Below are 13,085 nucleotides of genomic sequence, written 5' to 3'. Positions count from 1 at the left end.
GCCTGGTTGGGCGATGGGTAGTCGGTTGGTCTAAGCCTCGGGGCCGGCGTTGGTCAGTGCTGCGGTTATGCGTTGGCGGGCTTGGTAGTAGTGGTTTGGGTCGAGGACCGGGCGGTCGAAGCGGAGGGTGCGGTCAGGGTCGATGAGGTCCAGGGCCGCGGTGGTTCCGTGGGCCGCGCGTACGGCCTGTAGTGCGCGGTGGTCCCACATTGCTTGCGCGAACACGCGGAAGCGGATCGACGGCCAAGGTGTTCTGTCCGGGCCGGGGTAAACGGCGAAGGGGTCGCCGGACGGGAACGCGCCTCCGGCCGAGGTGTCCGTGAAGGGGTCAACCCGCCGGATGGAGTGCCAGGAGTACCAGAAGTTGAATCCCCAGTGGAGGAATCCGTCTACTCCGGAGGCGAAGAGCTGGTGCCCGATCGCACGGTTGCGCGACGAGGGCATGCCGATGAAGCGGTTCGCGACATCGCGATCCTGTGAGACGCAGCAGTACACCCACAAGCGTTTCGGCCGCTCCGCCAGGAACGGTTCGACGTGATCGGTCGCGACGACGGGGACTGGAACGGCACCCGACGTGTAGAAGGAGTGCTCGCTGAGGGCGTCGACGACCGTCCAGCCCTTCAGGAGATCGGCGACGACGGCTTTCGCGGCGAGGTAGCTCGCGAGTCCACCCTCCCCGGATGGCTCGTCCGAGATGTGGAAGACCACGTGGTCGCGGTCCCACTCCTCGTCGAGCACGGACTGCAGCGCCGGCAGCAGCGCTTCCATCAAGGTCCGGTATCGCGCGTCGGTCGCCGGGACGTCCCAACCGAACGCTCGCTCCTGGTTCACGACGATGCCGGGCGTGGCCTCCGCACCCCACTGGGTGAAGAGATGCGCGACCTCGACGCCGGTGATCCCGCTGCGTCGGCACAGGTCGAGCCAGCGCCGAAGCCGATCGAAGCCGAACCGGTATCCCTCGGTCGTCGCCGTGATGTCGATGAGCTGCACAACGGTGCGGTACGAACCGACCGCAGTGTCGAGCGGTGGCGTCCAGACCGGTGCGAGCAGCGACGTCACACCCATCTCCGCCGCCGATGCCATGAATCGCTCGACGAGGGTCCAGTGCTCTTCGCTGAACACCTCGACGCCGTAGTGATCGGCCAGCGCGTCGAGGTGCATCCAGTGGCTCGACACGATGTCGAGTGGCGGCAGCTCGATCCCGGTGATTTCGACGGTGACCGGCTCCCGATGGAGCTCAGACCCGTCCGGCGAGGTCATCACGATCGTGAGTTCGTGTACGCCGGCCCGCACCGGATCGGTCGTGGTCAGGTCGAACCACACTGCCCCCCAACTGCCGAACCGCACGGGAACTTCGCCGTTCGGCACGGGGCGCAGCACGTCCGGATACAGCCCGGGTTCGTCCCACTCATAGCCGTCGTCATGCCCCGGGAGAGCGAGGAAGGCGCAAGGCACGAGATCCACGCTCGACACCGTGACCAGGTCGGCCGCATCCCCCTCGATCCGCACCTGGAGCGGGCGCGGGTCCCGGAACGTCGGGTCGAGCGGAGGACGGTAGGCGAGCTGGAAGGAGGCCGGCTCGCCGAGGAACGCCTGGAACCGGGTGGCGGCGGCCACGGGCCGCGGGTCCCGAACCGGGTGCACCTTCGCGAGCGCATCGCAGAGTACGAACGTCCACTTCGCGGTCAGTGCGGACCACTCCTTCCGACCCCGGCGACGACACGCTCCTTTGCGTGATTGTGGACTCTATGATGCAGATTCGCGCAGCAATACACAACGCCCTCCCGGCCGGCACGACTGGTTCGTCGTACCGGCCGGAGATTCCTGACTATGAGTTCCAGACCTGGAACTCGGAGAGCTGGCCCGCGGGCCAGCCTGTGTTCGCCGTGACGTTCAGCCGGAAGTAGCGCTTGGTCGTCGGGGCGAAGGTGATGGTCACCGTGTTGTTGCTACCAGGGGCGAAGGAGTACCCCGCGGATCCGACGACCGTGCTGAAGGTCGTGCCGTCGGTACTGCCGAGGACAGACAGCGTCTCGGTGCGTGCTCCCCATGAGGCGGGCAGCTGCAAGACGATCCGGCTGGCGCTGCTGGCAGCACCGAGGTCGACCTGTACCCACTGCGGGAAGGCGTTGTTCGCGCTCTCCCAGTACGTCGCCTGGTTGCCGTCGGTCACGTTGTTCGACGGGTAGACGTCAGCGTGGCTCGACTCGCTGGTGGGCTTACCCGCTGCGAGGTTGGTGCTCGTTGCACCAGCGCCGGTACCGGACAGCGCGACGGTGGTCGGGCTGTTGGTCGCATTGCTGTTGATCGTCAACGTACCCGTCCGGGTCCCGGACGCGGTCGGGCGGAAGCTGACATTGACCGTGCAAGAAGCGTTGACCGCGATGCTGGTGCAGTTGTTGGTCTGCGTGAAGTCACCCGAGGCCGTGACGCTCGAGACCGAGGCGGCCAGGCTGCCCGTGTTGGTCACGGTGATCGCCTGGGCGGCGCTTGTCGTGTTGAGCGTCTGCGATCCGAAGGTGAGCGAGGACGGGCTGGTGCTCAACGTCGGAGCGTTGATCTGGGTGCCGCCGCTCGGGTACACCTCGAGTTCCGACAGCTGCCCGGCAGGCCAACCGCTGTTGGCCGTGATGTTGACCCGCACGTAGCGAGCGTTGGTCGCCGGAACGGTGATGTTCACGACGTTGGTAGGTGACGTGAACGTGTACGTCGCGGACGCGACCGCCGTACTGAAGTTCGATCCATCGGTGCTCGTCTGGACCGACAACGTCTGCGTGCGCGTGCCCCACACCGAGCTCGGCGGTAGCTTCAGCGTCACCTTGCCGATGCTGCGTACCGCTCCGAGGTCCGCCTGCAGCCACTGTGGGAAGGCGTTGTTGGCACTTTCCCAATAGGTGTTCGCGTCGCCATCCGTTGCCATCGCAGGGGTCTGCGTGCCGTTGACCTGGCTGCTCGCCGAGGCCGGCTTGCCGAGGGCGAGGTTGGTGTCGGTCCCGATGCCGTTGCCCGTCAGGGAGATAGAGGTCGGGCTGTTGTTGGCGTTGCTGGTCACCGTCACGCCACCGGCACGCGCTCCCGACGCGGTCGGCCGGAACGTGACCGTCACCGTGCAGGACGCGCCGACCGCGACCGTGGCGCAGTTGTTCGTCTGACTGAAGTCGCCCGAGGCGGACACGCCCGACACCGTCGCCGACGTCGTACCGGAGTTGGTCACCGTGACGGTCTGAGTCGGCGAGGAACTTCCTACCTGGGTGTCCGGGAAGGACAGGCTGCCGGGGTTCGGGGTGAGGATCGGCCCAGGTGCGACGCCCGTGCCCGAGAGCGGGACGGTGCTGGTGACACCGGCGGCGTTGACCGTCAGGTTTCCGGCTCGACTGCCCGCCGTCGTGGGGCTGAAAGTGACGTTGACCGTGCACGAGGCGCCGGCCGCGATGCTGGTTCCGCAGTTGTTGGTCTGACCGTAGTCACCGGTGATCGCGACCGAGCTGACCGGTGCCGCCGCGGTACCGCTGTTCGTGACGGTGACGGCCTGCGGGGCACTCGACGTACCGGTCGCGACGGAACCGAAGCTCAGCGCGCTCGGGCTGATCGAGAGCTGCGATCCGTTGTCCGGCAGGTACGGCGGGAACGCCGGCGCGGTGATGTTCTGACACTGTCCAGGCGCGAAGATGCCCGAGTTGCCGCCGCCGTCGGTGAGCGTGAAGCCGACGCCACAGCTGTAGATCGGTCCGGGCGCCTGGGTACCGGTGGCGGTGCTGTTGGTGATGGTCGCCGAGCCGCCGACCTGCTCCTGGACCACCCAGGTTCCGGTGTTCTGGATCGTCGCGTTGTTGATCTTGACGTTGCTGATGTTCGAGCCCGAGACGAACTGGACGGCCTCGTACGGGCTCTGCTGGATGAGGATGTTGTCGACGTTGGTCAGGCCGGACATCGCGCCGTCCCGCGCATCGAACCACAGTGCCCCGACCCCGAACTGCCAGTTGGGATCCAGGCTCCCGGACCGGATGATCGTGTTGCGGAGAACGTCCGTACGCCCGAGCGTCGTCGAGGCGAACCGCTGCGCGACGTGGATTCCGCCGCCCTGCGTGAGGCCGGCGTCGATCACCCGGTTGTCGGTGACGAAGTTGTCGTGACCGCCGTAGATGGCGATGCCGTTGGCAAGGATCGGGTACTGCACCGTGTTGTGGTCGAACGAGTCGTTGACGTCGGCGTTCTGCTCCGCCCAGGTCGCCAGGCCGTCATCGCCGAGGTTGCGCAGATCGCTGTTCGTGACCTTGGAGTTGGTGACGCCGTTGTGGAAGTTGACCCCGTCGGCCGTCACGTTGCGGATGCGCATGCCGCTGAAGACCAGGTTGGTGAACGGGCCGTCCATCCACGCGCCGACCTTCTCGTGCTCGATCCACACCCGGTCCACAGTGGAGTTGTTCAGCGCGCCGCCGATGCCGTTCACCTGGGCGCCGTCGTTGCGCTCCTGGACGTCGCCGAAGATGGCGAAGTCCGACAGGTGTACGCCGCTGCTGCCGTTGGGCGCGTAGTTGCCGTAGAAGCCCGGCGCCGCACCGACGACGGTCGAGCGCCACATCCCCGCACCCTTGAAGGTGATGTTGTTCAGAATCAGGTGACCCGGGATCTTGAACGTCCCCTCCGGAATCCACACGGTGCCCCCGGCCCCGGCCGCGGTCATGGCCGAGTTGAACGCGTTGGTGGAGTCCGCGGCACCCGTCGGGTCCGCGCCCTGACTCGTCACGGAGACCGAGCCGGCCGGCTGGGTCAGCGCGCCCGCGACGTTCTCGAAGTCGGCGAAGTCGATCGTGTACGACGAAGCAGTGTCCTCGGAGTCGACCTGCAGCCGGAACTTCGTGCCGGCCGGGTAGGTGGTCGAGAACAGCCGGTGGACCTCATCGTAGAAGTGATGCGGGTTGCTCCCCGGCGAGTTCGTGAACGGATAGCCGCCGTAGTACCAGCTGTACGCGTTGGTCAGGGTGAAGTTGGGCTGCTTGGTCCCGTTGACGTAGAGGGACAGTTGCGGCGTGTAGACCGACCCGGACCCGGTGTCCGGGATGCTGTAGCGGAAGACGATGGAGTTCGTCGCCGCGGGCGTCGTGAACTCGACGAACTTGCCGGTGCCCTGCAACGTCACTGCCTTGCGATAGGACGACTCGGCGGCAAGCGTGTTGTAGGCGGCGCTCGGACCGATGACGGTCCCGTTGGTCGACGAGTTCTCGGCCTGTACTTCGACGTACGGCAAGGTGGCGCCGACGCCGCCGGACGCAGCGGCCCACGCCGGTACGGCGGCCATGACGGCAAGACTGGCGGCGACCAACGCGCCGCAGGCGGCGAGCACGCCGACGCGGGCCTTCCAGGGTTTGATTGACCGGAACATGCGCTGCTCTCTCTCGACAGGGGCGGATAGTCGATCGCACAGCCCCGAAGGACTGCGGCGCGGTGGGCAGACCGTAACGCGGCAGACACATCCACGCAATATCTGAATCAATCTTTGCAAGATTCAGACTCACCTCTCCGCCGGGCGGCCGGGAGCCGAGAGGTGACGATGCGGGCAGGCGTCAGAAGGGGAGTTCGTGGAGCGGCGCAGTTCGGCGGGTGCCTGCTTCGGTCCAGGTGAGGGTGGCCGACGGGGTGTCGAGGGTCGCGTCGAGGGTTACCTGGTCGTTGTGGTGGGTCCACGTCATGGTCAGGTGAGGGCCGCCGCCCGCGGCTGAGAACGCGCCCTCGAAAGCCGGGTGGGAGTTGCGAAAGCGGATGAGTCGCAGCAACGCCTGCACCACCGGGCGTTGCAGCTCGCGCTCGATCTCCGGGCGTGTGTAGTGGTGGCGGTTGACGTCGCGTCCGACGGTGGAGCGTGCCAGGAGTTCCATGTCGTTGGAGCCGGCGAGGAGTCCGACGTAGTACACCTGCGGGATGCCGGGCGTGAGGAACTGCACCGCCCGCGCCAGCAGGTAGCGGTCGTCGTCCCGGCCGAGAGCGTCGTAGAACGTGCAGTTCACCTGGTACAGGTCGACGTTGGAGGCGGCGCCCCCGGTCGCCTGGCGCGAGGTGCCTCCGCTGCCGTCGTGGATCGCCTCGACCAGCCGATCGATCTGCTCGGGTGTGAGCAGCCCGAGCTGAGACCGGTCGCCGGCGTCGGCGCCGACGTCGATCACCCCGATGCCGTCGTGGGTGTCGAGCACGGTGACCGCATCCGGCGGCCGGATGGCCAGCCAGGCCAGGAGCGGATCGGCGTCCCTGGCGGTGATCGCGTGCAGCACCAGCGGCGGAAGGGCGAAGTCGTAGACGCGGTCGACCCGCTGGGCGATCTCGATCTGCCGGCGGTAGTACGAGTGCACCTCGACGAGGACCTCGAGCCCGCGCTCGCGGCACCACGCGGTGACGTCGTCGATGAACTCGAACGTCTCAGGAGTCATGAACGAGGTCAGCCCCGGCGTTTTCACCGCATAGCCGACCGCGTCCAGACGCACTCGTCGCACCCCGGCCGCGGCGAGCCGATCGAGCACCTTGACCAAGTACTCGCGCGTCCCCGCGTGCCGCACGTCGATATCGATCTGCTGTGGTGTGAACGTCGTCCAGACCAGCCGCTTGGTACCGTCCGCGAGGTGGTACGGCGTAAATGGCAGCCCGGGACGCGGGCGGTACAGCCGCAGCAGCATCTCCTCGGTCGCCCCGTCGGGAAAGACTCCGGCGAAGGTGAGCACCATACCGTCGTACTCGGACTCCCCGCCGTGCGCGAGCCAATCCACGAACGGCGGGGAGTCGGCCGAGACATGGTTGACGATGACGTCCACCATCAGGTCGAAGTCCTTCGCGAGGCACGCGACGTCCGACCAGCTGCCGAGCCGTTCGTCGACCTTGGTGTGGTCCACCGGGTCGAAGCCGGCGTCGGCGCCGTCGTACGGCGGGAAGAACGGCAGCACGTGGACCCCGCCGAACAGTCCCGCGAGCGGCCCGCGCAGTACTTCATGCAGCCCCGGCAGGTCTCCGCCGAGGCGGTCCGCGTAGGCGATCAGCTCAACCTTGTCTGCCATGGCGACCTGCCCTCAGACCCGGGATGCCTCCTCGGGTATCTCGAGATCACCCTTCTCGTCGACCGGCCGGACGACGAGTACGTCGCAGCCGGCCCGCTTGGTCACTTCGGTAGCGACCGTTCCGAGCAGTCTGTCCGCGAGTGAGCGGTCGTGGACGGCGCCGAGCACGATCAGGTCCGCGGAGCGCTCCTCGGCAATGGTGGTCAGCGCAGTGGACGGCTCCCCATCGACGAGGAGGGCAGCGGAGACCGTCGCCCCCTCCTTCCTCGCGGTCGTCATGGCCCCGTCCAGGGCCAGGCCGGCGGCTTCGCGGCCGAGCACCTGTCCGGTGCGCGGATCGCCGCCGAGGGTGGCAACGTTCTTCGCCTCTGCCCGGCGGGGCAGCTGGGAGAACGCGCAGACGATGACGAGGTCGGCGTCGTCCCGGACGGCGAGCCACGCGGCCCGGGCGACCACCTGCCCCGCGAGCTCGGATCCGTCGGTGCCGACGACGATCGTGCGGTAGTCCTTCATGGTCATGGCGATCCTCCTCAGTGCCCGGCCGACGGCATGTAGCTGACCTCGTCGACGTCACGGACGATCGGCGGTTCCTTGATCCACAGCATGGTGAGCCCGGCCAGACCGAGGAGTACGCCCGCGAACCGGATGGCGTTGTTGGGGTTCGCACCGAGGACGTTCTCGTAGATCGCCCCGAAGGTGACGGATTGGATCAGCATCGGGACGACGATCATCATGTTGATGATGCCCATGTAGACGCCGTACCGGGTCGACGGGATCATCCGGACCGCCATGATGTACGGCACGCCCATGATCGAGGCCCACGCGATGCCGAGCCCGATGATCGGGATGAAGAGCAAGTACTTGTTGCTCACCGACGGGAAGATCAGCAACCCGACCGCGGCCAGCATCAGACAGACACAGTGCACCACCTTGGCGCCGCGCCGGCGGGCGAAGGCGACCAGCGAGAAGGCAACGCTGAAGGTGACGATGTTGTACCAGCCGTTGACGAGGCCGGTCCACGCGACAGCGTCCTCCTTGCCCTGATCGGTCGGCGGGAAGACAGACTTCCAGATGGACAACGCGACGAACTGCCAGTAGCAGACCATCCCGTACCACTGGAACAGGTAGACCAAGCCCAGCTTGCGCAGCTCGGGTGGCATCTCGACGATCGCCTCGCCGATCTCCCGCATGGCCGAGCCGAAGCCGCCCCGCTTCGCCCGCAGCGCGGCGAGCTCCTCCGCACTCGGCGGGATCTCGGGCGTGGTCAGCACCGAGACCAGAACCGTCCCGATCGAGCAGACCGCGCCGAGCATGAACGACCCCACCACCCAGTACGGGATACCGGCCTTGGTGGCCCCGTCGATCAGCTGCTGGAAAACGTACAGCGAGATGTTGGCGAGGGTGATGCCCAGGCCGGTGAAGAAGGACTGGGCCAGGAAGCCCTTGCCCAGCTGGGATGGCGGCAGCTTGTCGGCGATGAATGCCCGGTACGGCTCCATCGCCGTGTTGTTGCTGGCATCGAGGAGCCACAGCAGCAGCACGGCCATCCAGACCGCCGTGACGAACGGGAACAGGAACAGGCAGATGCTGCAGCCGAGAGCACCGGCGAGGAAGAACGGCTTGCGGCGACCCCACCGAGGGCTCCATGTCCGGTCCGAGAGAGCTCCGATGAGCGGCTGGATGAGAAGACCGGTGACCGGTCCGGCCAGGTTCAGGATCGGCAGGTCGCCCGGATTGGCGCCGAGGAACTCGTACACCGGGTTCACGGCGGTCTGCTGCATCCCGAAGCTGTACTGGATGCCGAAGAATCCGAGATTCATCAGCAGGATCTGCCGCATGTTCATCAGCGGCTTCTGCCGGACGATGGCGGTGTGCTGCAGGCTGGAGCGCTCCACGGTCGAACTCATGAGGTGGCCTCCTGCCGGCTCGTCTTGACGAGGAAGTCCTGAAGCCGGGTCAGTTCCTTCTCCCAGCCCTCGCCGTGCCAGCCGGCGACATCGGGTTCGTAGGGGCCTTGGATGATCCGGAGCAGCGTCCCGTCACGCCCGGTCTTGGAGAACTCCACCCGCAGTTCGAGCGGTACGTCGGGGTCGATGCCGGGATCGCCGGTGATCCGCTCGCGGGACACGAAGACGTCGGGGTCGAAGTACTCGGTGTAGACGCCGTCGGTGCCCACGCGGGTGCTCGGATCGTTGTCGCGCACCTTGAGGTGATAGTGATGGCCGCCGAGTTTCTGCTCGCCCCGCAGGCTCTCCGTCTCCACGTGCCAGCCCGGGGAGCCGCGCCACTGGGCCAGCTCCGTCGGCTCGGTCCATGCCCTGAAGACTCGCTCGCGGGGGTAGTCGAACTGGCGCTCCACCGTGACGATCACATTCGCAGTCAAGGCTCCTCCTCCTCCTTCCACGCCGCCACTCGGGTCGTGGGCGGCGGGCATCGGGCGAGGCCGACGGGAGTGGTAAAAGCGTTTTCATGGTGAGTGTGACATGAGTCACTGAGGATGGACAAGGGCGTGTCGCCTTGACTCCACAAGTCCTTATTTCCTAAGCCTTTACTGGCGGTAAGATGGGAAAAGAGTTGATGAAAGCGTTTTCATCAGAAGATCCAATCCAATGGGGGTGAGTCGTGAACACTGAGCCGGGGCGGGAGTCGACAGCCGGCCGGCCCGGCATTCTCGACGTCGCCGCTCTGGCCGGCGTATCCCCCGCCACCGTGTCCCGATCCCTGCGCGGACAGTCCAAGGTCGCTCCGCAGACCCGCCGGCGCGTGCTGGACGCTGCGCGGGAGCTCTCCTACGTCGCCTCACCCCAGGCGTCCGGCCTGGCGTCGGGGCGGACCCGTGCCATCGCGGTGGTGGTCCCGTTCATCACTCGCTGGTTCTTCAGCACCGTGGTCGCCGGCGTGACGGACGTCCTGCGCGAGTCCGGGTACGACGTCGTCCTCTACCACCTCGGCAGCGCGAACGACCGCGACCGGTTCTTCGAGCGGATGCCACTCGCCCGACGGGTCGACGGCATCCTCTCGCTGTCGATGCCACTCACCGAGGAGCACACACTGGCGCTGCGCGCCCTCGACCTCCCGCTCGTCAGTGTGGGATCCCACGTGCCTGGCTCGCCCTCGGTACGCATCGACGAGGTCGCCGCGGCCCGAACCGCGGTCACCCATCTCCTGCACCAGGGACACGAGAAGATCGGCCTCATCGCCGGCGTACCGGACGACCCCGGCTTCGGCTTCGCCTCCTCCGAGCAACGTCGCCGGGGCTACGACCTGGCCCTGAGGTCCGCCGGGCTCACGGTCGATCCGGACCTCATTGTCACCGGTCGCTACGGGATCAAAGGCGGCGCGGCCGCGATGGCACAACTGCTCTCGGGACCGGTACTGCCGACCGCGGTGTTCGCGGAGTACGACGAACTAGCCCTGGGCGCATTGTGGGCGCTACGCCGGGCCGGCCTCCAGGTGCCCGAAAGAATGTCGGTCGTGGGCATCGACGATCACGAGCTGGCACAGGTCCTCGACCTGACGACCGTGGCACAAGACGCCCACGAGCAGGGCGCGGTCGCCGCCCAGCTACTGCTGCAAGCCTTGGAGACACCGTCGGACCACGAGCCGGACACCGACACCGTCCTCCCGACCCACCTCGTCCTCCGCGCCAGCTCAGCACCCCCACGCCGAACCCGCCGCAAACACTGACCACCCGCACCCTCGGCTCGGGGCCAGCTGGATGGTGGACCGGGTTCAGGATCTGAGCTCCGCGAAACGGGTGCGGGTGTCGTCGGGGACTCGTGGTGCCTGCGCCTCGACGCGGGCGGCGATATCGGCGATGGTCTGGCCGGCCAACTCGCGACGGTAGTTGAGCTCCGCGGCACGCATCGTCTGGGACACCACGCAGATGTTGCGGTAGTTGGCGCGAGGGTTGCCGCCTGGCCCGGCTTTCAGGATCTGCGTACAACGGAATGCGTCATCGGCACCGTCGATCGCGATCACGATGTCGAGCAGGGTGATCTTGCGCGGGTCGCGGGCGAGCTGGAACCCACCCTTCGGCCCGGAGACCGAGGAAAGAATCCCAGCCCGAGTGAGGGCCTGGAGCTGCTTGTTGAGGTACGCCGTGGGGAGGTCGTAGAAGGCGGCGAGTCGTTTGGCCGTGACGGCCTCATCGGGCAGCCAACTGAGATTCACGCAGCTGTGCATCGCCCATTCGACGCCCTCGCTCATCTTCACAGTTCTGGATATTAGAGATCTTGAATCGTCGTGGTCAAGCAACAGACGTCGCGGCGGGCAAGCCTCCGCTCTCGCTCCGGCGCTTGAGGCGGAGCTGGGCGATGAGGCTGATCAGGGCGAGGAGGATGGCCGATCCGGTGTACCAGGAGACTGCCGGGATCTCGCCGAGAGGGCCGGTGAGTTGACCTTCGATGACGATGGGCAGTCCGAGCGCGACGTACGAGACGAGGTAGATCCCACCGACGACCCCCGCGCGCTGATGCTCCGCCGCGAGCGGGAAGATGAGGCGCAGGGCCGCGGTGAAGGACGCACCGAAGCCGACACCGGCGATCGCCTGGCCGAGGATCATGATGGCCAGGCTTCCGGCGTACACGCCACTGATGATGCCTACGGCCCCGATGATGGACGCGTAGATGCCGATGGTCATCGCGCGCCGGGAGTCGACGCGGGCGAACACGAGTCCGACGACCGCCGAGGTGGCCGGCGCAATGAACCCGGCCACGCCGTTGAGCAGGCCGCTGTTCAGATGGAAGACGCTGCGCACCATGTTCGGCGCGATCCCGCCCGAGAGTCCTGCGAGCATCCAGACCGCGGCCACGACGGGAGCCGCCGCGGCGAACTCTCTCCGGGTCGCAGGTGGGAAGGCGATCCGCGGGATCAGCGAGCGGAGCGCGCCCGGTGAGCGAGTGACGCTCTCGGGAGACACGGCAACGATCACGGTGCCGAGGATCGTGACGATGGTGAGGACGACGAAGATGATGGTGTTCGCCGCGGACGTGAACTGGATCGCGAAGCCGGCCAGCAACGAGCCGAACCCGAGGCCCCCGGTCAGGCCGACGCTGCCGAGAATCATGCCCAGTCTCTTCCGGCTGGCCGGCGCGAGTTCGACGAGCGCCGCGGTGAAGGCGGTCGTCGCCGCGCCGCCGGCAACTCCTTGCACGATGCGGCCGGCGATCACCCAGCCGATGTCGGTGGCAACGAGGAACAGCAGGTTCGATGCGACCTGAACGATCAGTGCGCCGATCAGCACCGGGCGCCGGCCGATGTGGTCGGACAGCGACCCGACCGTCAGAACGGCAGCGAGGAAGCCGATCGCGTAGACGGCGAACGCCACCGTGAGAAGCGATGGGGGAAAGTCCCACCGCTCCTTGTAGACCACGAGCAACGGCGTCAGCGCACCCGCCGCGAGATACAGGCTCGTGAACGTGACCGCCGCGCCCGCCAAAGCCACTCCTGCGGGCAGGAGCGGGCGGCGCCGAGTAGCGGGCGCCCTGGTGGAGACCTGGGAGGATGACAAGAGAAGCTCCTTGAAGTTGTGAGGTGGAGAAGTCATGGCGATCACGTTCGAAGGCGTTCTGGCCGATCGGAGTACGTGGCGGCTGGAGAACTGCTCGATCGCGCTGGCGATGGATGTCATCGGCACCCGGTCGTCGATGCTGATCCTGCGCGAGGCTCTCTACGGCACCACCCGGTTCGACGACTTCGCCCGGCGCACGAGAGTCACCGCTGCGATCGTGGCGGCGCGGCTCAAGGAACTCACCGATCTCGGACTGTTCACCAAGCAGCCGTACCGGGAGGCAGGCAAGCGCACCCGCGACGAGTACCACCTGACCGATAGTGGACGAGACCTACTGCCCGCCGTCTTCGCGCTCATGCAGTGGGGCAACAAGTACCTGCAGGCGGAAGAGGGCGGGCCGCTGCGCCTGGTGGAACGAGGTACCGGCGAACCTGTGGTCATCGGTCCGCGCACCGAATCCGGGCGGAACCTCGACCTCGACGACCTCGCGATCGTGGCCAACGGAGATTGGGCCGAGCGCCAGGACACCTGAT

Annotated in this window: 10 protein-coding genes; 2 read left to right on the top strand and 8 right to left on the bottom strand. The window is 67.0% G+C overall.

Features of this window, described 5'->3' with window-relative positions:
* Positions 1 to 30 precede the first annotated feature (30 nt).
* The 6 genes from OG876_RS32370 to OG876_RS32345 all read right to left on the bottom strand — a co-directional run bounded on the left by OG876_RS32370 (position 31) and on the right by OG876_RS32345 (position 9,423).
* Positions 31 to 1,644, bottom strand: a complete 1,614-nt coding sequence (locus OG876_RS32370; RefSeq protein ID WP_328520473.1) for a DUF4091 domain-containing protein — start codon at positions 1,642 to 1,644, stop codon at positions 31 to 33.
* 184 nt (positions 1,645 to 1,828) lie between these two features.
* Positions 1,829 to 5,383 (bottom strand): choice-of-anchor D domain-containing protein, encoded by a 3,555-nt coding sequence (locus tag OG876_RS32365; protein ID WP_328520472.1) that lies wholly within the window; start codon positions 5,381 to 5,383, stop codon positions 1,829 to 1,831.
* Between the two features lie 181 nt (positions 5,384 to 5,564).
* On the bottom strand, positions 5,565 to 7,040 hold the full coding sequence (gene gtfA / locus OG876_RS32360; RefSeq protein WP_328520471.1) for a sucrose phosphorylase: 1,476 nt from the start codon (positions 7,038 to 7,040) through the stop codon (positions 5,565 to 5,567).
* Between the two features lie 12 nt (positions 7,041 to 7,052).
* On the bottom strand, positions 7,053 to 7,559 hold the full coding sequence (locus OG876_RS32355) for a universal stress protein (RefSeq protein ID WP_328520470.1): 507 nt from the start codon (positions 7,557 to 7,559) through the stop codon (positions 7,053 to 7,055).
* 11 nt (positions 7,560 to 7,570) lie between these two features.
* Positions 7,571 to 8,947: an MFS transporter gene (locus OG876_RS32350; protein WP_328520469.1), complete on the bottom strand. Its 1,377-nt coding sequence runs from the start codon at positions 8,945 to 8,947 to the stop codon at positions 7,571 to 7,573.
* The gene (locus OG876_RS32345) at positions 8,944 to 9,423 is read right to left on the bottom strand and encodes an SRPBCC family protein (protein WP_328520468.1); all 480 of its coding nucleotides are present in this window, start codon (positions 9,421 to 9,423) and stop codon (positions 8,944 to 8,946) included. Before OG876_RS32345 ends, OG876_RS32350 begins: the two co-directional genes overlap by 4 nt.
* Positions 9,424 to 9,662: 239 nt before the next feature.
* On the opposite strand from OG876_RS32345, the gene OG876_RS32340 reads away from it, so the two are divergent.
* Positions 9,663 to 10,727 carry a LacI family DNA-binding transcriptional regulator gene (locus OG876_RS32340; protein WP_328520467.1) on the top strand — a complete coding sequence of 355 codons (1,065 nt, stop codon included), beginning with the start codon at positions 9,663 to 9,665 and terminating at the stop codon, positions 10,725 to 10,727.
* A 45-nt stretch (positions 10,728 to 10,772) separates the two neighbouring features.
* Here the strand turns inward: OG876_RS32340 and OG876_RS32335 are convergent, their stop codons facing one another.
* Together OG876_RS32335 and OG876_RS32330 are read right to left on the bottom strand one after the other, a co-directional pair.
* Positions 10,773 to 11,249 carry an RrF2 family transcriptional regulator gene (locus OG876_RS32335; protein WP_328520466.1) on the bottom strand — a complete coding sequence of 159 codons (477 nt, stop codon included), beginning with the start codon at positions 11,247 to 11,249 and terminating at the stop codon, positions 10,773 to 10,775.
* 40 nt (positions 11,250 to 11,289) lie between these two features.
* Complete coding sequence (locus tag OG876_RS32330; RefSeq protein ID WP_328520465.1) at positions 11,290 to 12,588, bottom strand: MFS transporter; 1,299 nt, start codon at positions 12,586 to 12,588, stop codon at positions 11,290 to 11,292.
* Here OG876_RS32330 and OG876_RS32325 point away from each other — a divergent pair.
* A complete protein-coding gene (locus tag OG876_RS32325) occupies positions 12,587 to 13,084 on the top strand; it encodes a winged helix-turn-helix transcriptional regulator (RefSeq protein WP_328520464.1) in 498 nt (165 codons plus the stop codon). The two genes, OG876_RS32330 and OG876_RS32325, sit on opposite strands and share 2 nt — an antisense overlap.
* Position 13,085 lies beyond the last annotated feature (1 nt).

It is taken from the genome of Kribbella sp. NBC_00359 (genome assembly GCF_036097425.1).
GTDB lineage: Bacteria > Actinomycetota > Actinomycetes > Propionibacteriales > Kribbellaceae > Kribbella.
The sequence above is the reverse complement of the archived record's forward strand: the minus strand, read 5'-3'. Positions and strand labels throughout refer to the sequence as shown.

Excerpts from the sequence above, each read along its gene's own strand:
- OG876_RS32365 (WP_328520472.1), bottom strand. The coding sequence starts at position 5,383 with ATGTTCCGGTCAATCAAACCCTGGAAGGCCCGCGTCGGCGTGCTCGCC.
- gtfA (WP_328520471.1), bottom strand. The coding sequence starts at position 7,040 with ATGGCAGACAAGGTTGAGCTGATCGCCTACGCGGACCGCCTCGGCGGA.
- OG876_RS32355 (WP_328520470.1), bottom strand. The coding sequence starts at position 7,559 with ATGACCATGAAGGACTACCGCACGATCGTCGTCGGCACCGACGGATCC.
- OG876_RS32350 (WP_328520469.1), bottom strand. The coding sequence starts at position 8,947 with ATGAGTTCGACCGTGGAGCGCTCCAGCCTGCAGCACACCGCCATCGTC.
- OG876_RS32335 (WP_328520466.1), bottom strand. The coding sequence starts at position 11,249 with ATGAGCGAGGGCGTCGAATGGGCGATGCACAGCTGCGTGAATCTCAGT.
- OG876_RS32325 (WP_328520464.1), top strand. The coding sequence starts at position 12,587 with ATGGCGATCACGTTCGAAGGCGTTCTGGCCGATCGGAGTACGTGGCGG.
- OG876_RS32330 (WP_328520465.1), bottom strand. The coding sequence starts at position 12,588 with ATGACTTCTCCACCTCACAACTTCAAGGAGCTTCTCTTGTCATCCTCC.